21 protein-coding genes are annotated in these 25006 nt (G+C 70.2%); 6 read left to right on the top strand and 15 right to left on the bottom strand.

Features of this window, described 5'->3' with window-relative positions; translation table 11 throughout:
- Window positions 1-24 precede the first annotated feature (24 nt).
- Window positions 25-1191 (bottom strand): DUF6777 domain-containing protein, encoded by a 1167-nt coding sequence (locus AC5DRG_RS46325; protein ID WP_491806315.1) that lies wholly within the window; start codon window positions 1189-1191, stop codon window positions 25-27.
- A gap of 135 nt (window positions 1192-1326) precedes the next feature.
- Here AC5DRG_RS46325 and AC5DRG_RS46320 point away from each other — a divergent pair, with 135 nt between their 5' ends.
- The 3 genes from AC5DRG_RS46320 to AC5DRG_RS46310 all read left to right on the top strand — a co-directional run bounded on the left by AC5DRG_RS46320 (window position 1327) and on the right by AC5DRG_RS46310 (window position 4421).
- Entirely contained in the window at window positions 1327-2748 is a 1422-nt protein-coding gene (locus AC5DRG_RS46320; protein WP_491806314.1) for a lipase maturation factor family protein, read from the top strand.
- 63 nt (window positions 2749-2811) lie between these two features.
- A complete protein-coding gene (locus AC5DRG_RS46315) occupies window positions 2812-3378 on the top strand; it encodes a toll/interleukin-1 receptor domain-containing protein (RefSeq protein ID WP_491806313.1) in 567 nt (188 codons plus the stop codon).
- A gap of 32 nt (window positions 3379-3410) precedes the next feature.
- Window positions 3411-4421 (top strand): outer membrane protein assembly factor BamB family protein, encoded by a 1011-nt coding sequence (locus AC5DRG_RS46310; protein ID WP_491806312.1) that lies wholly within the window; start codon window positions 3411-3413, stop codon window positions 4419-4421.
- Here AC5DRG_RS46310 and AC5DRG_RS46305 read toward each other — a convergent pair.
- From AC5DRG_RS46305 to AC5DRG_RS46270, 8 genes are all read right to left on the bottom strand, one after another.
- The gene (locus AC5DRG_RS46305) at window positions 4409-5248 is read right to left on the bottom strand and encodes an amidohydrolase family protein (RefSeq protein ID WP_491806311.1); all 840 of its coding nucleotides are present in this window, start codon (window positions 5246-5248) and stop codon (window positions 4409-4411) included. The genes AC5DRG_RS46310 and AC5DRG_RS46305 overlap by 13 nt on opposite strands.
- Window positions 5245-5559 carry an L-rhamnose mutarotase gene (locus AC5DRG_RS46300; protein WP_491806310.1) on the bottom strand — a complete coding sequence of 105 codons (315 nt, stop codon included), beginning with the start codon at window positions 5557-5559 and terminating at the stop codon, window positions 5245-5247. The genes AC5DRG_RS46305 and AC5DRG_RS46300 overlap by 4 nt, the downstream gene beginning before the upstream one ends.
- Window positions 5556-6524 (bottom strand): aldo/keto reductase, encoded by a 969-nt coding sequence (locus AC5DRG_RS46295; protein WP_491806309.1) that lies wholly within the window; start codon window positions 6522-6524, stop codon window positions 5556-5558. Before AC5DRG_RS46295 ends, AC5DRG_RS46300 begins: the two co-directional genes overlap by 4 nt.
- Complete coding sequence (locus AC5DRG_RS46290) at window positions 6521-7300, bottom strand: SDR family NAD(P)-dependent oxidoreductase (RefSeq protein ID WP_491806308.1); 780 nt, start codon at window positions 7298-7300, stop codon at window positions 6521-6523. The genes AC5DRG_RS46295 and AC5DRG_RS46290 overlap by 4 nt, the downstream gene beginning before the upstream one ends.
- Complete coding sequence (locus AC5DRG_RS46285; protein ID WP_491806307.1) at window positions 7297-8637, bottom strand: L-fuconate dehydratase; 1341 nt, start codon at window positions 8635-8637, stop codon at window positions 7297-7299. Before AC5DRG_RS46285 ends, AC5DRG_RS46290 begins: the two co-directional genes overlap by 4 nt.
- 65 nt (window positions 8638-8702) lie before the next feature.
- On the bottom strand, window positions 8703-9731 hold the full coding sequence (locus AC5DRG_RS46280; RefSeq protein ID WP_491806306.1) for an ABC transporter permease: 1029 nt from the start codon (window positions 9729-9731) through the stop codon (window positions 8703-8705).
- Window positions 9724-11226, bottom strand: a complete 1503-nt coding sequence (locus tag AC5DRG_RS46275; protein WP_491806305.1) for a sugar ABC transporter ATP-binding protein — start codon at window positions 11224-11226, stop codon at window positions 9724-9726. Before AC5DRG_RS46275 ends, AC5DRG_RS46280 begins: the two co-directional genes overlap by 8 nt.
- On the bottom strand, window positions 11223-12326 hold the full coding sequence (locus AC5DRG_RS46270) for a sugar ABC transporter substrate-binding protein (RefSeq protein ID WP_491813344.1): 1104 nt from the start codon (window positions 12324-12326) through the stop codon (window positions 11223-11225). Before AC5DRG_RS46270 ends, AC5DRG_RS46275 begins: the two co-directional genes overlap by 4 nt.
- Before the next feature lie 187 nt (window positions 12327-12513).
- Between AC5DRG_RS46270 and AC5DRG_RS46265 the strand changes: the two genes are divergently transcribed.
- Window positions 12514-13215 (top strand): FadR/GntR family transcriptional regulator, encoded by a 702-nt coding sequence (locus AC5DRG_RS46265; protein ID WP_491806304.1) that lies wholly within the window; start codon window positions 12514-12516, stop codon window positions 13213-13215.
- A 16-nt stretch (window positions 13216-13231) separates the two neighbouring features.
- Here the strand turns inward: AC5DRG_RS46265 and AC5DRG_RS46260 are convergent, their stop codons facing one another.
- From AC5DRG_RS46260 to AC5DRG_RS46235, 6 genes are read right to left on the bottom strand one after another with little or no spacing between them, the layout of a single operon-like run.
- Complete coding sequence (locus AC5DRG_RS46260) at window positions 13232-16261, bottom strand: alpha-mannosidase (RefSeq protein ID WP_491806303.1); 3030 nt, start codon at window positions 16259-16261, stop codon at window positions 13232-13234.
- A 36-nt stretch (window positions 16262-16297) separates the two neighbouring features.
- Window positions 16298-18301 carry an endo-beta-N-acetylglucosaminidase gene (locus tag AC5DRG_RS46255; RefSeq protein ID WP_491806301.1) on the bottom strand — a complete coding sequence of 668 codons (2004 nt, stop codon included), beginning with the start codon at window positions 18299-18301 and terminating at the stop codon, window positions 16298-16300.
- A complete protein-coding gene (locus tag AC5DRG_RS46250) occupies window positions 18298-19554 on the bottom strand; it encodes a glycoside hydrolase 5 family protein (protein ID WP_491806299.1) in 1257 nt (418 codons plus the stop codon). Before AC5DRG_RS46250 ends, AC5DRG_RS46255 begins: the two co-directional genes overlap by 4 nt.
- 32 nt (window positions 19555-19586) lie before the next feature.
- Window positions 19587-20492: a carbohydrate ABC transporter permease gene (locus AC5DRG_RS46245; RefSeq protein WP_491806297.1), complete on the bottom strand. Its 906-nt coding sequence runs from the start codon at window positions 20490-20492 to the stop codon at window positions 19587-19589.
- Window positions 20489-21382: a carbohydrate ABC transporter permease gene (locus tag AC5DRG_RS46240; RefSeq protein WP_491806295.1), complete on the bottom strand. Its 894-nt coding sequence runs from the start codon at window positions 21380-21382 to the stop codon at window positions 20489-20491. Before AC5DRG_RS46240 ends, AC5DRG_RS46245 begins: the two co-directional genes overlap by 4 nt.
- 6 nt (window positions 21383-21388) lie before the next feature.
- Window positions 21389-22681, bottom strand: a complete 1293-nt coding sequence (locus AC5DRG_RS46235; RefSeq protein ID WP_491806293.1) for an ABC transporter substrate-binding protein — start codon at window positions 22679-22681, stop codon at window positions 21389-21391.
- Between the two features lie 183 nt (window positions 22682-22864).
- Between AC5DRG_RS46235 and AC5DRG_RS46230 the strand changes: the two genes are divergently transcribed.
- On the top strand, window positions 22865-23911 hold the full coding sequence (locus tag AC5DRG_RS46230) for a LacI family DNA-binding transcriptional regulator (RefSeq protein ID WP_491806291.1): 1047 nt from the start codon (window positions 22865-22867) through the stop codon (window positions 23909-23911).
- Window positions 23912-23956: 45 nt separating this feature from the next.
- Entirely contained in the window at window positions 23957-24982 is a 1026-nt protein-coding gene (locus AC5DRG_RS46225) for an alpha/beta hydrolase family protein (protein WP_491806289.1), read from the top strand.
- The last annotated feature ends 24 nt before the right edge of the window (window positions 24983-25006 follow it).

The raw sequence follows: 25006 nt of genomic DNA, 5'->3' as shown, positions 1-25006 counted from the left end.
GGCCGACTATTGACCTGCTCCGGCTCAATCATCGAAGACGTCGGTCGGGCTCCCGAAGATGCTGTCTGTGGTGGCCGGCTCATCAGGGGTCACATCGGGGGTCTCGTCGGGACTCTCATCCGGGATCAGCCCGCCCCCGTCGGGGATGTCCGGGGTGTCGGGGACGGTCTCGGGGCCGATCTCTTCCGCTGAGCCGAAGGGTGACTCGGACTCCTCCACCGTGGGCATCTCGGAGCTCTCGGGCTCCGTCCACGGCGGCGTATCAGTGGGAGCGGTCGACTCGTCCACCGAAGGCGCCTCACGAGGGGACTCCTCCGGGAAGAGGCTCTCATCGCTCGGGAAGACGCTGAACTCACTGTCGTCCGGGCTGGGGCTTGGGCTTGGGCTGGGGCTGGGGCTTGGGCTGGGTGAACTTGGGGTCGGCATCACCGGGACCGGCGGCGGTACGACGTGGTCGTGACGGACGTCGTGGCCGATACGCCGCTCGATCCAGGTGTTGTTGACGACGTTGATGACCGTGATGCGGGTGATGACCCGGGCCGAGGGCTTCACGACGATCACCTGGGCGGGCCGGTAGCCGGACCAGGGGCGACCGCTGGTGCCCGGCGTGCCCGGCATCGTCGCGGGCGGCTTGAGTGGGTTGCCGCAGGCGCAGCGCACACGGGGTACACCCCTGTTGTCGACGAGAACGGCGGTGCCGGCCTGGAGGACGGACTGACGGCCGACGGCCCGGCCGCCGCTGAACCCATGGTTGGTGACGCGAGTATCCGCACGGAGGACGACCGGGGTCAGGCCGCGCAAATAGCCGGGGATCGAGGATCGAGAGATGCCCTCGACCCCGGCGAAGGCCTCACCTTTGGCCTGGTCGGCGCCGAGATGGCCGATCTGCCGTTGGACGTCACAGCTACTGACTCGTTCGACGCCTCCGTACAGGCCGGGTGTCTCACCGGAGACGGACCGGGCCCCGTGATGCGCGGAGGGTGCCGCTCGCGGCGTTCGGGCGGCCGTGGAGTCCGTGAAGGGGTCGGGCCCCTGGGCCGCGACGGGCTGGAGGAAGAGTTCTCCGCCTTCCCCGCTTTCCCCGCTCGACTTCGTGGCGTGGTCGCCGTCGCCGTCGGCGGCGCAGCCGGCGACGAGGAGCGCCGCCGAGAGCGCGCAGGCCGTGACGAGGGTTCCGGTGGGTATCCGCACCGTGGTCTCCCAGTTCGTCCCGGGTGATTCGTCACCATTGTCTGCGCCACTCACTTGGGTTACGCAAGCGGAGGCACGCTATACAGAGAGTGACGTTCGGTTCCGGCGACACAATGGAGGGAGGAGCGCGCTGCCGTGGAGTGGTTCATCGCACCCGACTACTGGCTGAGCCGGCTGGTCTTCCAGCGGGCTCTGGCCGGCGTGTATGCCGTCGCCTTCCTGACGGCGGCCCTGCAGTTCCGTGCGCTGCTCGGTGAGCGGGGCATGCTCCCGATCCCGCGCTTCGTGGCGCGGGTGCCCTTCCGGCAGGCGCCGAGCCTCTTCCAACTGCACTACTCGGACCGCTTCTTCGCGGGCTGCGCCTGGTCGGGTTGCGCGGTGTCTGTGGCGCTGGTCGCGGGGCTGGACTCGCGACTGCCCCTGTGGGGCGGCATGTCGCTGTGGCTGGTTCCCTGGGTGCTGTATCTGTCGATCGTCAACGTCGGGCAGACCTGGTACGGGTTCGGCTGGGAGTCCCTGCTCCTGGAGGCCGGTTTCCTCGCCGTGTTCCTCGGCAACGACGAGGTGGCACCGCCGGTCGTGGTGCTGTTCCTGCTGCGCTGGATCCTGTTCCGCGTCGAGTTCGGGGCGGGTCTGATCAAGCTGCGCGGCGACGCGTGCTGGCGCAGGCTGACGTGCCTCTACCACCACCACGAGACCCAGCCGATGCCGGGCCCGCTGAGCTGGTACTTCCACCATCTGCCGAGGCCCCTGCACCGGGTGGAGGCAGCCGCCAACCACTTCACCCAACTCGTGGTGCCCGTCCTTCTGTTCACCCCGCAGCCGGTCGCGACGGCCGCCGCCTCGCTGATGATCCTCACCCAGCTGTGGCTGGTCCTGTCGGGCAACTTCTCCTGGCTGAACTGGATCACGATCGTGCTGGCGCTGTCGGCGCTGGAGTTGCCGAACTCGCCGCCGTCCGTGGCGGACACCCCGCTCTGGTACGAGGTCGTGGTCCTCGCGGTGGCCGCCGGGCTCGTGGTGCTGAGCTACCACCCGGTCCGCAACATGATCTCCCGTCACCAGATCATGAACCGCTCCTTCGACCCGCTCCATCTGGTCAACACCTACGGGGCGTTCGGCAGCGTGAGCCGGATCCGGTACGAGGTGGTCGTCGAGGGCACGGCCGACGAGGTGGCGCACGAGGACGGGGACTGGCGGGAGTACGAGTTCAAGGGCAAGCCCGGCGATCCTCGGCGCTGGCCGCGCCAGTTCGCGCCGTACCATCTGCGGCTCGACTGGCTGATGTGGTTCGCCGCGCTGTCGCCCGCCTACGCCGGTGCGTGGTTCGGCGGGCTGGTGGAGCGGCTGTTGGAGAACGACCGCGACACGCTGCGTCTGCTGCGCAGTTCACCGTTCCCACCGGACGAGCCGCCCCGCTATGTCCGGGCCCGGCTCTTCCGCTACCGCTACACGACCTGGCGTGAGCTGCGGGAGACGGGCGCGTGCTGGGAGCGGACGTATGTGCGGGAGTATCTGCCGCCGACGCGGTTGGCGAGGACGGTCCAGCGAACGTAAACCGCCCTCCCGGTGTTCGAAAAGATCGCGCCATGACGCGCTGACGTGCCGCACCATGAGATCGTGCGCACGCGACTTTCCTACCAGCAGCGGGACGAACGACCGGCTTCGACACTGGCGGCCGCGCTGAGGCGTGTCGGGGCCGATGTCGTGCTCGGCGCGTGGATGACCGGCCCGGCCGACGCGATCGTTCTCCTGTGGTCGGCCGCCGCCGTCACCGAGTGGAGCGGAGCTCCCGACGCATCCGCCCTGCCGAGCGGGCTCACGGACACCGACGGGGCCCCTCTCGTCCCCGTCCGCCTCGACGACACGCCGTTGCCGCCCTCGCTGGACGGCCTGCGCCATGTACGCCTGGCAGCGGGCGCGGACCGGATGACGGACGCGGCGGCGGCCATGATCGCGCACCTCGGTTCAACGGCCTTGCCCGCGCCCGAAGTTCGGGGCGGCGCCTTCGAAGACGCCGTGGTCTTCAGCGACTTCGGCAGTCTGGGCCTGTTCTCGGCCTGTCCGCGGTGCGGCGTGAGCAGTGAGCGGCTGCGCCCGTACGTGACCGTCGACCACGCCACCGACCGGGCCCTGCGCCTGGTGATCTGCGGCGCGTGCGGCTGGCAGGACGCCTGCGAGCTCTGAGGAATCGAAAGAACGCGACAGAGGGGGGCCAGGTGCGAACCGGAACCGTGCGATGGCGGGTGCCCGTCGGAGACGAGGTGCGTGTGGCGCCGTACGTCCACGACGGGACCGTCTATGTCACCGCCAAGGGCTTGTGGGCCTTGGACACGGCCGACGGATCCGTCCGGTGGACCAACGACGACGCCGGATTCCGGGCTTCTCCCACAGCGGTCGGTGACACCGTCTATATCGCGGGCTGGCAGAGGCTGTTCGCCCTCGACGCCGCCGACGGCCGTCCCCGCTGGCGCAGGCGGCTGAACTGGTGGTCCGAAACCCCGCCCGTCGTCGCGAACGGGCTGATCCACTACGTCGGCTCCGGCCGGTATCTGCGCACCCTGGACGCGGCGACCGGCCGCCGCCGCTGGAGGGTGCGGTACCGGCGCAAGACCTGGAACGACTCGGCGCCCGTGCACGCCGACGGTGTCGTGTACGTGGTCGGGCAGGACGGAACCGCCCGGGCCCTCGACCAGATCACCGGCAAGCTCCGCTGGAAGACGCGGCTCTTCAGCTTCTCGCCCGTCACTCCGCTGCTGCATGAAGGGACGCTGTACCTGGGCGACGGGCTGGGCGATCAGGTACAGGCGGTGGACGCGGCCACCGGGGAGTTCCGCTGGTTCACGTACCTCGATTCCCCCGGCAGCATCCGGACCACGCCCGCGATCTGTGGCAACACCCTGTACGTCGGCGCCCAGGACGACCGGCTGTGGGCTCTCAACGCGACCACCGGTGCCGTCAGATGGCGTGTCACCACGGACGGTCCCGTCAATTCGTCACCCGTGGTGGCGGACGGCACGGTGTACTTCGGCAGCGACGACGGCCATCTGTGGGCGGTCAGCGCGGAGAACGGCCGCGTGTGGTGGAAGGTGAAGACGGGCGGACCGGTCGTCGCCGCCCCGGTCGTCGCGGACGGCGTGGTCTACGTCGGCAGCAAGGACGGACACCTGTACGCGATAGAGGCGACCCCGGCTCCACCGGACCGTGGCCGTAGCGCTCAGAGGTCATAGACGCGGGTGGCGGTGCCCTCGAAGATCTCCGTGCGTTCGGATGGGCTCAGGTCGGCGGTCAACTCCCCTGCCATGGTGGTCACTTGGCCGTACGTCGCCGCCAGGGTGCACACCGGCCAGTCCGAGCCGAACATCAGCCGACCGGGCCTGAAGGCGTCCAGGACGACATCTGCGTACGGTCGCAGGTCGTCGACCGTCCAGGTCGCGGAGTCGGCCTCGGTGACCATCCCGGAGAGCTTGCACACCGTGTTCGGGAGTGCGGCGAGGGATCGTACGCCGGTCGCCCAGGGCTCGCGGGCGCCCGAGGCGATGGGGGGCTTGCCGAGGTGGTCGAGGACGAACACGAGATCCGGCAGCGACTCGGCCGCCTTCACGCAGGCCGGGAGCTGGTGGGGCAGCACGAGCAGGTCGTAGACGAGGCCCGCGTCGGCGACAGCGGCCAGGCCGCGGTGTACGTCCGGGCGCAGCAGCCACTCCGGGTCGCTCTCGCCCTGGACCTGGTGGCGGATGCCCTTGAGGTGGTGCCCGCCGGGAAGTTCGCGGAGGCGGGCGAGTTCGTCGGCGACGTCGGGGCGGGTGAGGTCGGTCCAGCCGACGACGCCCGCGATCAGTTCGTGCCGGTCGGCGAGGGCCAGGAACTCCGGGGTCTCCTCGGGCACGGTGATCGTCTGGACGAGGACGGTGCGGTCTACGCCGGCAGTACGGGCCTCGGGTTCGAGGTCGGTGACGGTGAAGTTCCGCCGGAGCGGCTGGAGTTCGGGGCCGGTAATCCAGTCCTGGTCCCGTACGGAGAGGTCCCAGATGTGGTGGTGTGCGTCGACGGTCATGGCAGCTCCCATACGACGGGCAGGCCGGCGTCGGCCCCTTCGCCGGAGTAGTCGTGGACCACGTCGAGGAGTTCGGCCATGCGTGCCTGCCAGGCGATGTTGACCGGCAGCTTCTCCAGCTCGGCGAGCAGCCGGGCGTAGTCCGCGCACTCCAGGACATGGAAGAGGTCGGTGCCGCTGCGCCAGATCGTCCAGGAGGCGGCTCCCGCGGCGCGGATCGCGTCGGTGAGTTCCGCCGGGACCTCGCGGTGGGCGGCCTCGTACTCCGCGATGCGGTCGGGGCGGACCTTGGTGTGCAGGGCGACTCTCATGACGGCTCCTCGACGGTGAGCAGGCCGGTGTCCCTCAGCTCCTGCCAGAAGGCGTCGGGCACCTGCGTCGCGAACTGCTCGGCGCAGTCCCGGACTTCGTACGCCGACCTCGCACCAACCAGCACGCTCGCGACGGCCGGGTGCGCGGCGCAGAAGGCCAGGGCCGCGGCGCGCAGGGTGATGCCGTGCCGGTCGGCGACGGACTTCATCCGCAGGGCGCGGTCCAGCAACTCGCCCGGCGCTTGCGCGTAGTTGTACGTCGCTTCCGGCCTCGGATCCGCCAGCAGGCCGGAGTTGAAGGCGCCGCCGATGACGACGGAGGTGCCGCGGGCGACGGCGGCGGGCAGCAGTTCGGTGAGCGCGCTCTGGTCGAGCAGGGTGTAGCGGCCGGCGCACAGCACCACGTCGACGTCCGTGTCGCGGACGAACCGGGTGAGCATCCCGGCCTGGTTCATGCCGGCGCCGATCGCGCCGACCACGCCCTGGGAGCGGAGCTTCTCCAGGGCCGGGTAGCCCTCCCGGAAGGCCTGTTCGGCGTGGTCGTCGGGGTCGTGGAGGTAGACGACGTCGACGCGGTCGAGGCCGAGCCGTTCCAGACTGGCGTCCAGGGTGCGTCGTAGGCCGTCCTCGCTGAAGTCCCACACGCGCCGGTGCGTGGCGGGGACCGCGAAGCCGTTGGCGAGGTCGTCGCCGCCCGCGTCCGACGGCTCCAGGCGGCGGCCCACCTTGGTGGAGACGGTGTACTCCTCGCGGGGGTGCTCGCGCAGGGCCGCGCCGAGACGGCGTTCGGACAGGCCCAGGCCGTAGTGGGGTGCGGTGTCGAAGTAGCGGATGCCCTGCTGCCAGGCGGTCTCCACGGCCTCGTACGCCTGCTCGTCCGTGACCTCGGTGAACAGGTTGGCGAGCGGGGCGGCCCCGAGGGCGAGTTCGCTCACCTCGACGCCGCTCTTGCCGAGGCTGTTCACTGGCCCACCGGGCGAAGGCGCAGGCCCTGCATGCCGCCGTCGACCGCGAGGGCCGTGCCGGTGGTGGCGCCGGACAGGGGGCTCGCCAAGTAGGCGATGGCGCCCGCTACTTCGGGGGCCGAGACGAGGCGGCCGGTGGGCTGGCGGGCCTCCAGGGCGGCGCGTTCGGCGGCCGGGTCGGGGGCCGCGTCGAGCAGGCGGCCGACCCAAGGGGTGTCCGCCGTACCGGGGTTGACGCAGTTGACGCGGATGCCCTCGCGGACGTGGTCGGCGGCCATGGCGAGGGTGAGGGAGTAGACGGCGCCCTTGGTGGCGCTGTACAGGGCTCGTTGCGGGAGCCCGGCGGTGGCGGCGATCGAGCACGTGTTGACGATGGCCGCGTGCGCGGACTCGCGCAGGTGTGGGAGGGCGGCGCGGGCCGTGCGGACCATGCCGATGACGTTGACGTCCAGGACGCGGTGCCACTCGTTGTCGTCGTTGTCCTCGACCGTGCCCGCGGCGCCGATTCCCGCGTTGTTCACCAGGATGTCGAGGCCGCCCAGATCGGCCACGGCCGCCGCCACGGCCGCACGTACCGAGGCGTCGTCGGTGACGTCGGCCCGGTAGCCGAGCAGGGGCTTCTCGACGGACGTGGGGTCCAGGTCGAGGACGGCGACCTGGGCGCCCCGGGCGGCGAGGAGTTCGGCGGCGGCCCGGCCGATGCCGGAGGCGCCGCCCGTCACCAGAGCCTTGAGTCCCTGGAAGTCCAGGGCCCCGGGAGCCTCGAAGTCGCTCATGCCGCGCGTCCCTTCTGCCGGTCGTGGTCGGCGGCCCAGAAGGTGCCGCCGGGGAACGTGTACTCCGCGATGGACTCGGGCCGCATGGCGGCCGAGAAGCCCGGCGCGGTGGGTGCCGTGTAATGACCTTCGCGGATCACCACGGGATCGAGGAAGTGGTCGTGCAGATGATCGACGTATTCGATGACCCGGTCGTCGGTGGTGCCGGCGACCGACACGTAGTCGAACATCGAGAGGTGCTGGACGAGTTCGCACAGGCCGACGCCGCCCGCGTGCGGGCAGACGGGGACTCCGAACTTGGCCGCGAGGAGGAGGATCGCGAGGTTCTCGTTGACGCCGCCGACGCGGGCCGCGTCGATCTGGAGGACGTCGAGGGCGCCGGCCTGGAGCAGCTGCTTGAAGACGATGCGGTTCTGGACGTGTTCGCCGGTGGCGACCCGGACGGGGGCGACCGCCTCACGGATCGCCGCATGTCCGAGGATGTCGTCCGGGCTGGTGGGCTCCTCGATCCAGTACGGGTCGAACTCGGCCAGCGCCTTGACCCAGCCGATCGCCTCGGCGACGTCCCAGCGCTGGTTGGCGTCGATGGCCATGCGGATGCCGGGGCCGACCGCCTCGCGGGCCACGCGGCAGCGGCGCACGTCGTCGGCGAGGTCCGAGCCGACCTTCAGCTTGATCTGCCGGAAGCCGTCGGCGACCGCCTGGCGGGCGAGCCGGGTGAGCTTCTCGTCGTCGTAGCCGAGCCAGCCGGCCGAGGTCGTGTAGGCGGGGAAGCCGCGCTCCAGCAGCCGCGCCCGGCGCTCCTCGGCGCCCTCCCGGCCCCGGCGCAGGAGGTGCAGCGCCTCCTCTGGCGTCAGCGCGTCCGTGAGATAGCGGAAGTCGATCTGGCGGACGATCCACTCCGGGTCGGCGTCGGCCAGGAGCTGCCACAGCGGCTTGTCCGCGCGCTTGGCGGCGAGGTCCCAGACGGCGTTGGTCAGGGCGCCGATCGCCATGTGCATCACGCCCTTCTCGGGCCCCAGCCAGCGCAGTTGGCTGTCCCCGATCAGGTCCTGGTACAGCGTTCCCGGGTCGGCGCAGACGTCCTCGACCGACTGTCCGACCACATGGTCCCGCAGCGCGTTGATCGCGGCGACCTGGACATCATTGCCCCGCCCGATGGTGAAGGTGAATCCGTGCCCCTCGTGTCCGTCGGCCGCGTCGGTGCGCAGGACGACATACGCGGCCGAGTAGTCGGGGTCCGGGTTCATCGCGTCGGAGCCGTCGAGCTCGCGCGAGGTGGGGAAGCGGATGTCGTAGGTGTCGACCGCGGTGAAGCGGGCGGGGGTCGGGGTCACAGAAGGCCTTTCGGTCAGGGGCAGGGATCCACGGCGGGTACAGGTGCCGTGCGGGCGTCGTGGGTTCAGTCCTGGGCGCGTCCTGTCGTCACGCGCGCGATCATGAGCGCGACCAGGATGATTCCGCCGTAGATGGCCTGGATCCAGAAGGACGGCACCTGGGCGAGCGTGAGCAGGTTCTGTACGACGCCCAGGAGGAGGACACCTGTAAGGGCGCCGAACATGGTGCCCTTGCCGCCGTCCAGGCTGATGCCGCCGATCACGGCGGCCGCGAACACGGTGAAGATCATGTTGTTGCCCTGGTTGGCGCTGATCGCGCCGACGTACCCGGTCTGCATGATCCCGCCGACCGAGGCGAGGACGCCCGCGACGACGAACACGCCCAGCATCACTCGCTCGACCCGGATACCGGCCGCGCGGGCCGCGTCCGCGTTGCCGCCGATCGCGTACAGGGCGCGTCCGACGCGGTGGTACTTCAGCACGAATCCGGCGAGCGCGAAGGCGGCGCCCGCCAGCCACACCGACATGGGGACGCTGATGAAGGTGGTGGTGGCCAGCGAGTAGAAGGCGTCGGGCATCCCGAACAGCGTCTTGCCCTTGGTCGCGCCGACGAGCAGTCCGCGCAGGACGATCAGCATCGCGAGCGTCACGATGAACGCGTTGAGCTTGAACTTGACGACCAGGATGCCGTTGAAGGCGCCGACGACCGCGCCCGCGACGAGGACGGCCAACAGGGCGAGTGCGGCGGGGAGTTCGGTACCCCAGCCGGACTGGGCGACCGGCAGCACGAGGAGCGCGCCGACGGCGGGCGCGATGCCGACCACCGATTCGAGCGACAGGTCGAACTTGCCGGTGATGAGCACCAGCGACTCCGCGAGCACGACCATCGCGAGGGCGGCGGAGGCGCCGAGGATCGAGACCAGGTTGCGCTCGGTGAGGAACGAGTCGTTGACCAGCGTGCCGAGCACCATCAGCAGCAACAGGGCCGGTACGAGGGCGAGTTCGCGGGCCCGGCGGAGCAGCACCGTCTTGGCCGAACCGGGGGCGGGGGCGCGGAGCGGAGCGAGCGGTGGGGCCGCCTTGGTGTCAGCCATGGTCCACTCCTTCGATGGAGGCGATCAGCTCGTGGTCGCGCCAGCCGGCCGGATGCTCGGCGACGACACGGCCGTGGAAGAGGACGAGGACGCGGTCGCAGCGGCGCAGGTCGTCGAGTTCGTCGGAGACGACCAGCACGGCGGTGCCGTCCTCGCGGGCGCTGTCCATGCGGGCCAGGAGTGACTCCTTGGACTTCACGTCGACGCCCGCGGTGGGGTTGATGAGGACGAGGAGCCGCGGGTCGGAGGCAAGGGCGCGGGCCATGACGACCTTCTGCGCGTTGCCGCCGGACAGGTCGGAGACGGGCTGCTCGGGGCCCTCGGTGTGGATGTCGAGGCGTTCGATCAGCTCGGTGGCGAAGGCCCGCTTGCGGTCGGTGCGGACGAACCCGAAGCGGCCGAGGCGGTCGAGGACGCTCATGGTGGCGTTGTCGCCGATGGTCATGCCGACGACGAGGCCCTGGGCGTGACGATCCCGGGGGACGCAGCCGACGCCGGCCTTGAGCGCGGCCTGCACATCACCGAACGGCAGCTGTTCGCCGTCCAGTTGGGCCGTGCCGCTCGTGGGCGTGTGCAGTCCCGTGAACGACTCGGCGAGCTCGATCTTGCCGCTGCCGCTGGATCCGGCGAGCCCGACGACCTCGCCGCGGCGCACGGTGAGGTCGATGTCCGTGTACGACGCCGAGGTGAGCCCCTTGGCGTCGAGCAGGACGGGGGCGGTGTCGTCGACGGCCGGGGCCTGTGCGGCCTGTTCGGCGATCGCCTCGATGGACTCCCCCGCCATGGCCTCCACCAGTGCCTGGCGCGGGAGTTCGGTGACCGGGGCCGTGACGATCCAGCGGGCGTCGCGCAGCACGGTGACGGTCTGGCACACCTCGTACACCTCCTGGAGGTGGTGCGAGATGAACAGGAAGGTGACGCCGGAGTCCTGGAGGGCGCGCATACGGCTGAAGAGCCGCTCGATCTCGCGGTTGTCGAGCTGGGCGGTCGGTTCGTCGAGGACGATGAAGCGGGCGCCGAAGCTCAACGCCCGGGCGATCTCCACCATTTGGCGGTCCTCGACCTTGAGGTCGGCGGTGCGCGCCTCCGGGTCGACGTGCACGTCCCAGGTGTCGAGGAGTTCGGCGGCCTCGGTCCTGAGCCGCCGCCAGCTGATGACCCCGCCTCGGCCACTTGGCTGCCTATTGATGAAGAGGTTCTCGGCGACCGTCAACTCGGGTACGACGGTGGGCTTCTGGTACACACAGGCGACCTTGCGGCGCCAGGCGTGGCGGTCGGTGAGCGGGGGCGCGGGCTCGCCGTCGAAGTGCACCGTGCCCTCGTCGGGGGCCTGGAGGCCGGTGAGGAGGGTGACGAGGGTGGACTTGCCCGCGCCGTTACGGCCCACCAGGGCGTGGGACTCGCCGGGCAGTACGGCGAGTTGGCCGTCTTGGAGGGCGACGGTGGGACCGTAGCGCTTCACGATCCCCCGCGCCTCCACCAATGGGGTGCTCATCCGACCGTGTTGCCCCACAGCTCGGGATCGTCGACGTTGTCCTTGGTGACCAGGGGCGCTGGCAGCTGGTCCTCCAGGATGCCGCTGGGCAGCTTGACGATCTCGGAGTCGTGGTCGGTCGGGCCGGGCTTGAAGGTCTTTCCCTCCATCGCGGCCTTGATGTAGTACATGCCGTACTTGGCGTAGGAGTCGGCGGGCTGCGAGACGGTCGCGTCGATCTCGCCCTTGCGGATGGCGTCGTACTCCTGCGGGATGCCGTCGTTGGAGACGATCGTGATGTGGCCGGCCCGGCCCGTCGTCTTCAGCATGCCCTTGGACTTGAGCGTCTGGAGGGTGGGCGCGAGGTAGACGCCGCCCGCCTGCATGTAGATGCCCTTGATGTCGGGGTTGGCGTTGAGGAGCGTGTCCAGCTTGGAGGCCGCGGTGTCGGACTCCCACTTCGCCGGGATCTCCAGCACCTTGAGCTTGGGGAAGTTCTTCTGCACGCAGGTGCGGAACGCCTCCGAGCGATCACGCCCGTTGACCGAGGCCAGGTCGCCCATGATCTGCACGACCTTGCCGGAGGGGATCTGCTCGCCGAGGTACTGGCAGGCCTTCTCGCCGTACGCGACATTGTTGGCGCGTACGACCATGGCGACCTTGCCCTTGTCGGGGGCCACGTCGACGGCGACCACCGGCACGCCCTTGCGCTCGGCCTGGTCGAGTCCGGCCTCGATGGCGGCACTGTCCAGCGGGGCGACGACCAGGCCCTTCACACCCTGGTTGAGCTGGTTGTTGATGTCGGTGATCTGCTGCGAGGGGTCACTGTTGGAGTTGACCGTCTTCAGCGCGTCCACGCCCTCGGTCTTCGCCATCTTCGGCACGTAGTCGTTGTACGACTGCCAGAACGGCGAGGTCAGCAGCGGCAGGATCACTCCGACCTTGCCGGTGCCGCCTCCGGCACTGTCGGAACCGGTGTCCTTGGTGCTGCCGCAGCCGGCGAGCAGCAGCGAGGCGCCGGCGGCCACGGCCACCGCGCCGAAGATCGTGGACCGGCGCTTCGTACGCGCCATTGGCACTTTCCGCGCTTTCCGTACTTTCCGCACTGTTCTGCCGGGCATCTCGCGGCTCATCTGGCGGCTCCTCATCGAGTCCTCATCGAGCGTGATCGAGCAGATGCCCGCATATTTATCAGACCACTTCCCCGATCCAACACCCCTCGTAGGCAATTCTTCACGGATTTCGACCATAGTGGTCCGACCACTCCAGTGGTTAGACTGCGGCGCACCCGGCAACAGGAGGAACGGCGTGGACGAGAGCGGCCCGCAGAAGGGCACCGTGACGCAGCGCGCCATCGAGCGGATCAAGGCGATGATCGGCGAGGGGCGGCTGGAGCCGGGCCAGCGCCTGCCGACCGAGCGCGACCTGGCCGCCCAGCTGGGCATCTCCCGCAGCTCCATGCGCGAGGCGATCCGCGCGCTCACGGTGATGGGCGTCCTGGAGGCCCGGCACGGCTCGGGCATCTACGTCACCCAGCTGGAGGCCGGCGACCTGCTGGAGACGTTCGGTGTCGTGGCCGACCTGTCACGGGGGCCGCGGCTGGTCGAGCTTCTGGAGGTGCGGCGCATCCTGGAGTCGACGGCGACCGCGCTGGCCGCCGCCCGGATCACCCCGGACCAACTCGCCGAGGTCGAGAAGCACTTGACGGCGATGAACGCCACCGACGACCCGGAGGAGATCCTCGCCCACGACCTCGCCTTCCACCGCGAGATCGCGACGGCCGCCGGCAACGACACCATGGCCGCCATCCTGGAGGGCCTCTCCTCCCGCACCTTCCGCGCCCGCGTCTGGCGCGGCTACCAGGAGGAGGGCGCCTTCGAACGCACCCGGCGCGAGCACGCCGCGATCCACCGCGCCCTGGTCGCCCACGACCCGGAGGCGGCACGGGCGGCTGCCGCGGCGCATGTGGGCGAGGTGGAGGAGTGGCTGCGGGCGCAGCTCGCGACCTGAGCCCGCAGCCTCTGTGTCAGGACCGCTTGAGCCGCAAGGTCACCAGCTCGAAAGGCCGCAGCCGTACGTCGATCCAGTTCCCCTGGTGTCGTGGGGTCTCCGGCTCCGGCAGTGGGCGTTCGAGGAGGTCCGTGGCGGTGACGGACGCGACCTCGAAGTCGGCGATGAGCGTGGCGCGGGTGCGGGCGCCGTGGGCCTCGTGGAAGCGGACCACGACGTCGCCGCTGCCGTCGTCGGCGAGTTTGACCGCCGTGACGACGACCGCGTCGTGATCGACGGACACCAGCGGAGCCACCTCCCGGGCGCCCTGGACGCGACGCTCCGGCAGGTTGATCCGCCAGCCCTCGCGCACCGCGTCGCCGATGTCCGCGCCCGGGACCAGTGCGTGACGGAAGCGGTGGACGCCCTGGTCGGTCTCGGGGTCGGGGAAGCGCGGGGCGCGCAGGAGGGATACCCGAACAGTGGTGACCGTGGTGGTCCTACCCCGGTCGCCGTCGGTGCGTACCGTGCGGGTCACGTCGTGGCCGTACGTCGAGTCGTTGACGATCGCAACGCCCCAGCCCGGTTCCGCCACGTGGACGAAGCGGTGGTTGCAGGCCTCGAACTTGGCCGCCTCCCATGAGGTGTTGGTGTGGGTGGGGCGGTGGAAGTGTCCGAACTGGGTCTCGGACGCGTACCGTTCGGCGTGCACGTCGAGCGGGAAGGCGAGCTTCAGGAACTTCTCCGTCTCGTGCCAGTCGACCTCCGTATCGATCAGCAGCTTCCGCTCCCCCGGCGGCAGTGTCAGCACCTGGGTGACGCGCGACGCGCCGAAGGACCGTACGATCCGCACCGACATGCCGTCCTCACCAGGCGTGATCTCGTCGGCGTCGGTCAGGTCCGTGACCGTGTTGCGGTAGAACTCGTCAACGTCCCAGGCATCCCACATGTTCGGGAAATCCGGGTGGAGTTGGAGGAGGTTCGCAGCGCCGCCCGGGGCGATCGTCTCGCGGTCGGCCTCGGCGTCGTAGGCGGAGACGACGAGTCCGCGGGCGTCGATCTCGATCCTGAGCCGGTCGTTCTCCAGGACGTATCCGCCGTCGGCGCGGGCGTCGAGTTCCGTCCGGCCCTCGGTCATCGGGGGCCTTGCGCCACCCGCGGGGACGCCATGGCGACTGTGCGGGGCCGAGTTGAAGACGAGGGCGGTGGATCCCTCACCGGCCAGGGCGCGTTGCGCCGCGTCGATGATGCCGCCCAGTTCGTGGGCGAGCCGGTCGTACGTCCGCCTGGCCTCCCGGTGCACCCAGGCGATGGACGAGCCCGGCAGGATGTCGTGGAACTGGTGGAGCAGGACCGTCTTCCAGATACGGTCCAACTCCTCGTAGGGGTAGGGGAATCCGGTGCGGACGGCCGCCGTCGCCGCCCAGAGTTCCGCCTCGCGCAGGAGGTGCTCGCTGCGGCGGTTGCCCTGCTTCGTCTTCGCCTGGCTGGTGAGCGTGGCTCGGTGGAGTTCGAGATAGAGCTCGCCGACCCAGACGGGGGCGTTCGGGTACTCGGCCTCCGCCTTCTCGAAGAACTCCTCCGGGGTCTCCCACACCACCCTCGCGGAGCCTTCGAGGTCGCGCAGCCGGGCCGCCTTGGCGACCATCTCGCGGGTGGTCCCGCCGCCTCCGTCGCCCCAGCCGGTCGGCGCCAGGGAGTGCCGGGCGGCGCCCTTGTCCTTGAAGTTGCGGGCCGCGTGGGCGATTTCGCTGCCCTTCATCGAGCAGTTGTAGGTGTCGACGGGCGGGAAGTGCGTGAAGATGCGGGTGCCGTCGATGCCCTCCCACTGGAAGGTGTGGTGCGGGAACTTGTTCGTCTGCGACCAGGAGATCTTCTGCGTCAGCAGCCACTTGGAGCCGGCCGCCTTGATGATCTGCGGAAGTCCGGCGGCGAAACCGAAGGTGTCGGGCAGCCAGGCCTCCTCGTTCTCGATGCCGAACTCGTCGAGGAAGAATCGCTTGCCGTGCACGAACTGACGGGCCATCGCCTCCGAGCCGGGCATGTTGGTGTCCGACTCCACCCACATGCCCCCGGCCGGCACGAACCGGCCGTCCGCCACGGCCTTCTTCACCCGCGCCCACACCTCGGGCCGGTGCTCCTTCACCCAGGCCCACTGCTGGGCCTGCGACATGGCGAAGACGAAGTCGGGCTCGTCCTCAAGGAGGGCGGTCATGTTCGAGGTCGTGCGGGCCACCTTGCGCACGGTCTCGCGCAGCGGCCACAGCCACGCCGAGTCGATGTGCGCGTGGCCGACCGCGCTGATCCGGTGGGCGGACGGGACGGCGGGTACGGCGAGGACGTCGGCGAGGTGTGAACGGGCTTGTTCCGCCGTGCCGTTGACGTCCTGGAGGTCGATCGCGTCCAGGGCCTTCTCCACCGCCCGCAGGATCTCCCAGCGCCGCGCCGACTCCACGGGCAGCTCGGCCATCAGCTCGCCGAGCACCTCCAGGTCGATCACCAGCTCCCAGACGGTCTCGTCGAGGACGGCGAGGTCCATGCGGGTGAGCGTGTACTGGGGTTCGCTGCCCGCGGTCTCCTTGTCGCCCAACTGCGTGGGCAGGAAGGGGTGGTAGTCGAGGATGACCGGGTTGGACGCGGCCTCGATGTGCAGCCGCACCTCCTCGCCGCCCTCGACGGGCGCGCCGATCCGCACCCACTGGTTGCGCGGGTTGAGGCCCTTCACCGGGGTGCCGTCGGGCCGGTAGACGAGGCCCTCGCACTGGAAGCCGGGCATGTTCTCGTCGAAGCCCAGGTCGACAAGCGCCTCGACCGTCCTTCCGGCCCATGTCTTGGGGACGGTCCCGGAGACACGGAACCAGCTGGTGCCCCACGGAGCACCCCAGCGGGCGCCGACCTCGATCGGCTCGGGCTCGGCGGCCAGTCCCTCGGCGACCGGCACGGGTTCACCGGGCGCGTGCCACACCGCCACCTCCAGCGGGATGGACTCGGGGTAGACGGCAGGTCGGACGCGCTCGTCGAGGACGCGCCTGAGGCGGTTCTCGACCAGGCTGCGGTCGTCATGCATGGCGGGATGCTCCGTAGGTCGTCCGTTGGCGAGTGGTTACCAGGTGTGGGTGACGGTCGCGGGGGCCGACGAGGTGTACAGCTCCCCCACGACACGCAGTTCGAACCGCGCCGCCTGCTCGCCCTGTTCGGCCTGGAGGCCGCCGACGAAGTACGCCCGCTGGCAGGTGCCGCCCAGGAAGCGCCGGGTGCCGTCGGGCAGGAGGCGGTGCAGGGTGTAGTGGCGTACGTCGCCGGGTGCGGGGTCCCACGCGAAGCGCAGGTCGCCGCCGCTCGCGCCGGTGATCCGCAGGCCGGAGGGAGCGGCGGGCGGCTCGGCCTCCGAACCCCGGACGGCGAGCCCGCCGAGCCTCCACAGCACCGGGCCATCGGCCGCGGTGAGCCGCACGCCGAGCGCGCTCACCGTCCCGGTCAGGCCGGTGAGCCGTACCGTCGAGGTCTGCCAGCCGTCGGCCGCCTCCACCGGGAAGTAGGTGTACGGCGGTGTCGCGCCCGGCGTTCCCGGCTCGGTCGTGGCGACGGCGAGCTCGACGTTCACGCTCCCGGCGTCGGTCCGGTGCGTGAGCTCGACGACCGTGTCGGCGGTGACCGGCAGCCGGGTCGCGTACAGGTCGACCACCGTCGGCTGGTCCAGTGCACCGTCGACGAGCACGCTGCTCCCGCCGCGCCACGCGTCCGCGAAGTCGAAGGTGACAGAAGGGCGTTGGCCCTCCGTGTGCACGGCCCAGCGTCGGGACGGCAGCCGGTCCTGGAGCCCGAGGTGGTTCCACGCGGCGTCCGACGTGACCTCCCCGTCCTCGTACCACCGCAGCCCGTGCCCGGTGTTGAAGACGCTCGCGAACGGGACCGAGGTGACCGTCGATCGGTCGGCGACGGACACCGCCGGTGCCCGCCAGGTGTCCGTGCCGTCCGGCTGCGACGGGTCGAGCGAGCGGCCGGTCCAGAACCGGTCGTCGGCGGCGTGGAAGTCGCCCGGGGTCCGCCCTGCGGGGAGGTGGTTGCGGGTCCACTCGGGCCGATAGAAGCCGAGGGACGCGATGTGCGCCTTGGTCGTCGGCACGATCGCGTCCCAGTTCACGGACCGGTTCGAGCCGTTCGACTCGACGTCCACGCCCGCCCACAACTCGTAGCGGCTGCGGCCGAGTTGGTCAGCCGTCTGGCCCGAGGAGGCGAGAGTGCTCGCCGTCCAGCGGAAGTCGACGAACATGTCGTCGGCGGCCTCGAAGAAGGCCTGGTTCTGGGAGTTCAGCGCACCCTGCCAGCTCACCGTGCCGTTCACGGTCATCGAGTCGTACCAGGTCACGCGCTGCCCGGCGGCCACGGAGAGCGACTTCAGCTCCCGCAGGAAGCCCAGCATGTCCGTGCCGAGTGCCGTGTTCCCGCCGCTGGTCTCGGCGTTGACGAACCAGCCGTCGAAGCCGTACGCGGCGGCGACCGCGACGAGTTGGGCAGCGAGGGGGTAGTGGCCGGCGGAGTCCTTCTGTACGAGGTCGCGGGTCCACTGGAGTTGTCCGCCGTAGGCGACGGGCGGCAGGAAGATGTTGCCGAGGACGGGCACGCCGTGGCGGTGGGCGGCGTCGACGATCGGCGCGTTCGGGGCGAGGATCAGGCCCTCGCCCGACGAGCCGCCCCAGAACACCAGCTCGTCGAGGTAGGCCCAGTGGGTGAGCGCGTAGTAGTCGGCGGTGGCGGAGCCTTGCGAGGGGTTGCTCGCCGTTGGTCCGAAGGAGACGAGGGACTGGATCCGCGCCTGCCCGCTGCGGGCCGTCGCGTTGGCCGGGGTCGGAGTGAAGCGGGCGGCGAGCGGGACGGACGCCGCGTTGAACGCGAGATCGGCGTCGTCGGCCGCGCTCCAGGCCTTGAGGCTGCGCCAGGTGATGCCGGTGCCCGGAGTACCGGAGGGCAGGGAGTCCGGGTACCAGTAGGCGGCGTACGGCTGTCCCGTCACCGCGGCCTTCGTCGCCGCGAAGGCGGTGGGCAGCGGGGCCAGGGCGGCGGCCGCGGTGGCGGCGAGCAGGACGGTGCGTCTGGTGGGGTTCACGAGCGGGTGCCTCCTTGTGGGGTGGGGAGTACCTGGTCGGGACGTACGACCTCGGTGATGCCGCGCGCGGCGAGGTGTTCGCCGTCGTGCGCGCGGCTGTCGAGGACGGTGGTGGGGCGGGCGCCGTCGGCGGTGAGCCGGAAGAAGGCCTCGAACACGGGTCCGCCGGGGGCGCACGCCGAGCGGACCGCCGGGTCGTCGGGTACGACGAGTGCCGTGGTCCGGGACTTGGGCGCGTAGGTGTGTGTGCGGGCCGCGCGCGCCAGGGCCCACCCGGCCTCCTTGGGGTGCAGGTCGTTGGTCAACAGGCCGAGCCCGTATTCGAGTTCGGGGAAGTCGGCGAGGTCGCGGGAGACGTCGTGGGAGCACCACCAGGTGATGCCCCACAGGTCCGGACAGTCGAGGGCGTTCGCGACGGTCGCCGCGGTGAAGGCGGCGGCGTGCTCGGCGGGGATCAGGGGTGCGGGCGCGCCGACCTCCTGGAGCCAGACGGGGCGGTGCGGGTCGTCGGCCCATGCCTTGCTCAGCTCGATCAGGTATGCGGCGTGGTGTTCGGTGGGGACGGAGGTACGGCCGTGTCGCTGGGCGGTGCCGTTGAAGACCCAGGAGTGCACGGCCGTGACGGCACCGCGCCGGGCGGCCTGCGCCGGGGTGAACGGCTGGTCGTTCTGATACCAGGTCGCGTCGTACTCGGCGTGCAGGTGCAGCTTGCCGGGAGCGCCCTCTTCACAGGCGGCGAGCATGCGCTCCAGCCAGGCGTCGATCTCGTCGGCCGAGGCGCGGTCGGGGTCGGGATGCGGGCCTGCCGAGAACTGGTTGACCTCGTTGCCGAGGGTCATGCCGATGAAGTTGGGGCGGTCGGCGAGGGCGGCGGCAAGGGTGCGCAGGTAGGACGCCTGGCCGTCGAGGACGTCCGGGTCGGTGAAGAGGTTGCGGCGATGCCAGGTCCGGGTCCACGCCGGCAGGAAGTCGAAGCTGCTCAAGTGCCCTTGCAGACCGTCCACGTTGACGTCGAGCCCCTGCTCGGCGGCCGCGTCGGCGAGCTGGACGAGCTGCTCGACCGCGCGGGGGCGGATCAGCGTGCGGTTGGGCTGGAAGTACGGCCAGAGCGGGAAGACCCGGATGTGGTCGAGCCCGAGTGCCGCGATGGAGTCGAGGTCGGCGCGTACGGACTCGAGGTCGAAGTCGAGCCAGTGGTGGAACCACCCTTGGCTCGGGGTGTAGTTGACGCCGAAGCGCACGGCAGGAGGCATGCGGGATCCTTGCGAATCGGAGTACGGGTGGGTCAGCCCTTGACCGCGCCCTCGCCGACCCCACGGAAGAAGTACCGCTGGAGACAGGCGAAGAGGGCGATCAGCGGTGCCACGGCGATGACCGTGCCGGCGGCGACGAGGCGTTCGTCGTTGGCGAAGGTGCCGTGCAGATAGTTGAGGCCGATGGTCAGCGTGAACCTGGACGGATCGCTCAGCACGATGAGCGGCCACAGGAAGTCGTCCCAGGCGCCCATGAAGGCGAAGATCGCGACGACCGCGAGGGTCCCCTTCACCGAGGGCAGCGCGATGCGCAGGAACCGCTGCCAGGCGTTGGCGCCGTCGACGAAGGCCGCCTCCTCTATCTCATAGGGGAGGTTGAGGAAGGCGTTGCGCATGAGCAGGACGTTCATGGCGCCGATGCAGCCCGGCAGCACCACTCCGATGAGTGTGTTGTTGAGGCCGAGCTCCCGCATGGTGGTGAACTGGGCGATGATGATGCCCTCCACGGGCACGAGCATCGCGAGGATGAAGGCGAGGGTGGCCACGCGCCGCCCCCGGTAACGCAGTCGGGCGAGCGCGTAGCCGGCGAGGGCCGAACCGACGCAGTTCGTCACGACGTTGGCGGTGGCGACCTTCACCGAGTTCAGGGCGTAGTCCCAGACGGGGATGGTCTCGGCGACGCGCTCGTAGTTGTGCAGGGTGGGGTGGGCGGGCAGGAACTTCGGCGGGGAGGTGTAGATGTCCTCGGTCGGGCCCTTGAGGGACGTGGACAGCTGCCAGAGGAAGGGGCCGACGGTCAGGGCGAGGACGGCGAGCAACAGCAGGTAGCGCAGGGCGAGTTCCCAGCCCCGGACGCGTCGGCCGTGCTCGTCCACGACACGCCGTTCCCGGACCGGCGCCGGCCGCTCGGCCGGTCGTACCTTCTCGATGACGCTCATGTCTCCTCCCTCCGGTCGGCACGCAGGACGAGCAGCATCAGGGCGACGGTGACGGCGAAGACGACGACGGAGATCGCGGAGGCGTAGCCGACGCGGCCTGTCAGGCCGGTGCCGGTGCGCTGGACGAGCATGACGAGGGTGGTGTCCTCGCCGGCCGGGCCGCCGCTGGGGCCCGCCATCAGGTACACCTCGGAGAACACCTTGAACGCGGCGACCGAGGAGAGCGCGGCGACCAGGACCATGGTGGAGCGGACGGCGGGGACGGTCACGTTGAGGAAGCGGCGCACCGCGCCCGCCCCGTCGACGGCCGCGGCCTCGTGCAGTTCGCGGGGCACGTTGGCGAGCGCGGCCAGATAAATGATCATGTAGTAGCCGAGGCCCTTCCAGACCGTGACGGCCATGGCGCTCAGCAGGAGCAGCCACTGGTCGCTGAGGAAGCCGACCCGGCCGACACCGACCGTCTCCAACAGCGAGTTCACCAGGCCGCGTTCGTCGAGCAGCCACACCCAGATGAGCCCGACGACGACGATCGAGGCGACGACCGGCGTGTAGAAGGCGGACCGGAAGAAGGTGATGCCGGGGATGTTCTTCTGGACCAGCAGCGCGAGCAGCAGCGGCAGCAGGACGAGCGCGGGGACGACCCCGAGGACGTACAGCGTGCTGTTGCGCAGGCCGATCCAGAACATGTCGTCGTGGAGCAGCTCGCGGAAGTTGGCGAGGCCGACGAACTCGCCGGGGATCAGCGTGCGGCGGTCGGTGAAGGCGTTGACCAGGGTGGAGACGAACGGGTAGAGGATGAAGACGCCGATGACCAGCAGCCCCGGCGCGGCGAACAGCCAGGGACTGGTGGGCAGTTGGCGCCGCACCCGGGAGACGCTGGAAGTGGCCATCGCTTCTTATCCCTGCTGCTGGAGCAGCGTGTCGCAGGCCTTGACAGCGTTGTCGAGAGCCGACTTGGGACTCTCCTTGCCCTGCAAGGCCTTGGCGACCTCGTTGCGCAGCGCGGTCTTCATCTGCTCGCTGAACAGCACGGGCGTGTAATTCACCGCGTTCTTCAGGGACTTGGCGGCGGCCACCCGGACGCGTGTCTCGTCGGTGCCGTCCTCCTTGGTGAAGTACGTGTCGTCGAGGGAGCCCGCGGTGCTCGGGAAGATGGCGACCTTCTTCGCGAACGACATCTGGTGCTCGGCGTCGGTGACGTAGTGCGCGAAGGCGACGGCGGCCGGGGTCCGCTTGGTCTGCGCGTTGACCATCACGCCCATCACGTACATGTTGACGTGGCCGGTGCTGGTGATCTGGTCGGTGATGCCGATGTTCTTGTACAGGTTCGGCGCCTGCTTCTTGAAGTTGCCGAGGTCCAGGGCGCTGCCCGGGTTCATGGCGACGGCCTCGGTGAGGAACTTCTTCCCCGACGACTCCGGGGTGGCGGTGAGCGCCTGCGGGTCGAGCGCCTTCGCGTCGTACAACTCCTTGTACTTGGTGAGGAGTTCGACACCCTTGGCGTCGTTGAAGGCGAAGGCGGTGCCCTGGTCGTTCATGAGCGGGACGCCGTAGCGGCCGAAGTCCTCGATGGTGGGCACGTTGGCGAGCGTGGCGACCTTGCCGTCGGTCTTGTCCGCGATCCGCAGGGCGTCGGTGAAGAGTTCGTCGTACGTCTTCGGCGGCTGGTCGGGGTCGAGTCCGGCCTCCTCGAAGAGGGACTTGTTGTAGAACAGCGGCCCGGTGTTCAGGTACCAGGGGAAGGCGTACGTGCCGGCCATGCCCGGTATCTGGTGGCTGGCCCAGGCGCCGTCCAGGTACTCCGACTTGTACTTGGCGGCCGCCTTGTCGAGGTCGAGCGCGAGGCCGGCCTTGGCGAGCGGGGCGACCAGGTCCGGGGAGACGTTGACGACGTCGGGGAGCGTGCCGCCGGCCGCGTCGGCGCTGATCTTGTCGGCGTAGCCCTCGGCCGGCTGGTCGATCCACTTCACGTGGGTGTCCGGGTACTTCTTCTCGAAGTCGGCGATCACCCCCTCGAAGTACGACTTGAAGTTGGCGCGGAGATTCCAGGTCTGGAAGGTGATGTCGCCCTCGACCTTCCCCGAGGCGTCGGTCGATCCGCCGGTATCTCCGCCGGAGCCGCAGGCACTCAGCGGCAGGGCGACACAGACGGCGAAAGCGGCAGCTAGGACTCTGCGGGACATAGGCACCGTGAACAGGCCTCCCTTGCAACGGAGTTGGCCAACGACGCAGACCCTGCACGCCTTCCCACAGGCCCGTCAATGCATCTCGCGCAGCTAATTTCATTAGTGACTAATACGCATTAGGTTGACCGAGCTGAACCGCATTAGCGCATACTGTCGCGGGAATGCGCGGCAGAATGGGGAAGCGGCATGTCAGGCAAGCGGTCACCGGCCCGCCGGCCCACGATGAAGGACATCGCGCGGCACGCCGGGGTCTCCCAGAGCGCGGTCTCCTTCGCGCTGAACGGCCGGCCGGGAGTCTCCGAGGACACCCGTGACCGGGTCCGGCAGGTCGCCGAGGAGCTGGGCTGGCGGCCCAGTACGGCGGCCCGCGCACTGTCCGGGGAGGGCGCGGCCACGGTCGGCTTCGTGCTCGCCCGGCCCGCGGACACGCTGGGCGTCGACTCCTTCTTCCTCCAACTCGTGTCGGGCATCCAGGAGGTGCTGGCCGAGCGCCATCTCGGGCTGCTGTTCCAGGTGGTGGAGGACATCGACGACGAGTGCGCGGTGTACCGGCGCTGGTGGGCCGAACACCGGGTCGACGGCGTGCTGGTGGTGGACCCGCGCACGGACGACCCACGGCCCGAACTCCTCGACGAACTCGGCCTGCCCGCGGTGGTGATCGGCGGCGCGCCGGACGAGCGGCACCCCGGTCTGTCGACGGTGTGGGCGGACGACGCGGGCGCGATGGCGTCGGTCGTGGACGGTCTGTACGCGCACGGCCACCGCCGGATCGTGCACATCGCGGGCCTGGCGGGCCTGGCCCACACCGAGCGCCGGATCCGGACCCTGCGCGCCGAGGCGCAGCGGCGCGGCCTGACCGAGGTGGAGTCGGTGACCACCGACTACTCGGACGCGGCGGGCGCGGCCGTCACCCGCCGGGTCCTGGAGGGCCCCACTCCCCCGACGGCCCTGATCTACGACAACGACGTGATGGCCGTCGCCGGCGTCGGCACGGCGAGCGAACTCGGCTTCTCGGTGCCGGCCGACGTGTCGGTGGTGGCCTGGGAGGACTCCGCGCTGTGCCGCATGGTCAAACCGTGGCTGTCCGCCCTGTCCCGGGACAGCGTGGAGTTCGGCCGCACGGCGGCGACGGAGCTGACCGCCCAGCTGGACGGCGGCCCGGCCCGCACGGTACAGGTGCCGGTGCCACGGCTGATCGAGCGGGGCAGCACGGGGGCGGCGCGGGGCGCCTGAAGCCGACGGGGAGACACCACGGATCCCGATGCGGACAATGGCCGTATGCGGTCGCGAGGAACGCTCTGTGTCACCACCGCACTGGCGCTGTCGGCCGCGGTGGGCTGCACAGCGAGCGACAACGACGAACGCGCCCGCCCGACCCCGGCGGCCTCGACACCCCGCACCGCGAGTCCGACCCCGACCGTGACGCCCTCGCCCGCCGACCCGGTGTCGATCCCCGCGCTGATCCGGCGCACGCACACGGGCTCCGCCCTCAAGCTCGGCACCGTGCTGGCCCGCACCTCCGCCTACACCAGCTACGAGGTGACGTACGAGGCGAACGGGCTGACGATCTCGGGGCTCATGAACATCCCGGAGGGCAAGGGCCCCTTCCCCGCGCTGGTGCTAGCGCACGGCTACATCGACCCCGCGATCTACACCACGGGCCGCGGCCTCAGCCGCGAGCAGGATCTCCTCGCCCGTAACGGTTACGTGGTCCTGCACACCGACTACCGCAACCACGCCCGTTCGGACAAAGATCCGGACAACGACCGCGACCTGCGCCTCGGTTACACGGAGGACGTCATCGGCGCCGCGATGGCTCTACGGTCGTCCGGGCGCCCGGAGATCGACGGCGACCGTCTCGGGCTGCTGGGCAGGTCGATGGGCGGCGGTGTCGTCTACAACACCCTGGTCGTGGCCCCGGGCCTGTTCGACGCCGCCGTCGCCTTCGCGCCGGTCAGCTCGCACCCCGAGGAGAACATCGACCAGTTCCAGCGTCCCGACGGCGATCCGATCGTCGCCGAGATCGAGGCCGAGCACGGGACGCCCGAGGAGAACCCGAAGTTCTGGCGTGAGGTCTCCCCGGTCACCTATGTGGACCGGGTGACCGAGCCCCTGCTGATCCACCACGGCACCGCCGACGGCACCTGCCCCATCACCTGGGCCCGGCAGACCGTGGCCGCGTTCGAGAAGGCGGGCAAGGACGTCGAGCTGCGCACGTACCAGGGCGAGGGACACACCTTCTACGGACAGTGGCCGCGCTCGATGGACGCCACCATGGGCTTCTTCGAAGAGCACCTGCGCTGAACGGTGGCCACCAGGTCGCCGACG

Source organism: Streptomyces sp. JLBG701, assembly GCF_058544905.1.
Note: the sequence above shows the minus strand (reverse complement) of the source record. Positions and strands in the feature narration are given on the sequence as shown.

Coding starts and splice junctions, on each gene's coding strand:
- AC5DRG_RS46305 (WP_491806311.1), bottom strand. CDS start 5,248: ATGACCGTCGACGCACACCACCACATCTGGGACCTCTCCGTACGGGAC.
- AC5DRG_RS46300 (WP_491806310.1), bottom strand. CDS start 5,559: ATGAGAGTCGCCCTGCACACCAAGGTCCGCCCCGACCGCATCGCGGAG.
- AC5DRG_RS46290 (WP_491806308.1), bottom strand. CDS start 7,300: ATGAGCGACTTCGAGGCTCCCGGGGCCCTGGACTTCCAGGGACTCAAG.
- AC5DRG_RS46280 (WP_491806306.1), bottom strand. CDS start 9,731: ATGGCTGACACCAAGGCGGCCCCACCGCTCGCTCCGCTCCGCGCCCCC.
- AC5DRG_RS46275 (WP_491806305.1), bottom strand. CDS start 11,226: ATGAGCACCCCATTGGTGGAGGCGCGGGGGATCGTGAAGCGCTACGGT.
- AC5DRG_RS46270 (WP_491813344.1), bottom strand. CDS start 12,326: ATGCCCGGCAGAACAGTGCGGAAAGTACGGAAAGCGCGGAAAGTGCCA.
- AC5DRG_RS46260 (WP_491806303.1), bottom strand. CDS start 16,261: ATGCATGACGACCGCAGCCTGGTCGAGAACCGCCTCAGGCGCGTCCTC.
- AC5DRG_RS46250 (WP_491806299.1), bottom strand. CDS start 19,554: ATGCCTCCTGCCGTGCGCTTCGGCGTCAACTACACCCCGAGCCAAGGG.
- AC5DRG_RS46245 (WP_491806297.1), bottom strand. CDS start 20,492: ATGAGCGTCATCGAGAAGGTACGACCGGCCGAGCGGCCGGCGCCGGTC.
- AC5DRG_RS46240 (WP_491806295.1), bottom strand. CDS start 21,382: ATGGCCACTTCCAGCGTCTCCCGGGTGCGGCGCCAACTGCCCACCAGT.
- AC5DRG_RS46230 (WP_491806291.1), top strand. CDS start 22,865: ATGTCAGGCAAGCGGTCACCGGCCCGCCGGCCCACGATGAAGGACATC.
- AC5DRG_RS46225 (WP_491806289.1), top strand. CDS start 23,957: ATGCGGTCGCGAGGAACGCTCTGTGTCACCACCGCACTGGCGCTGTCG.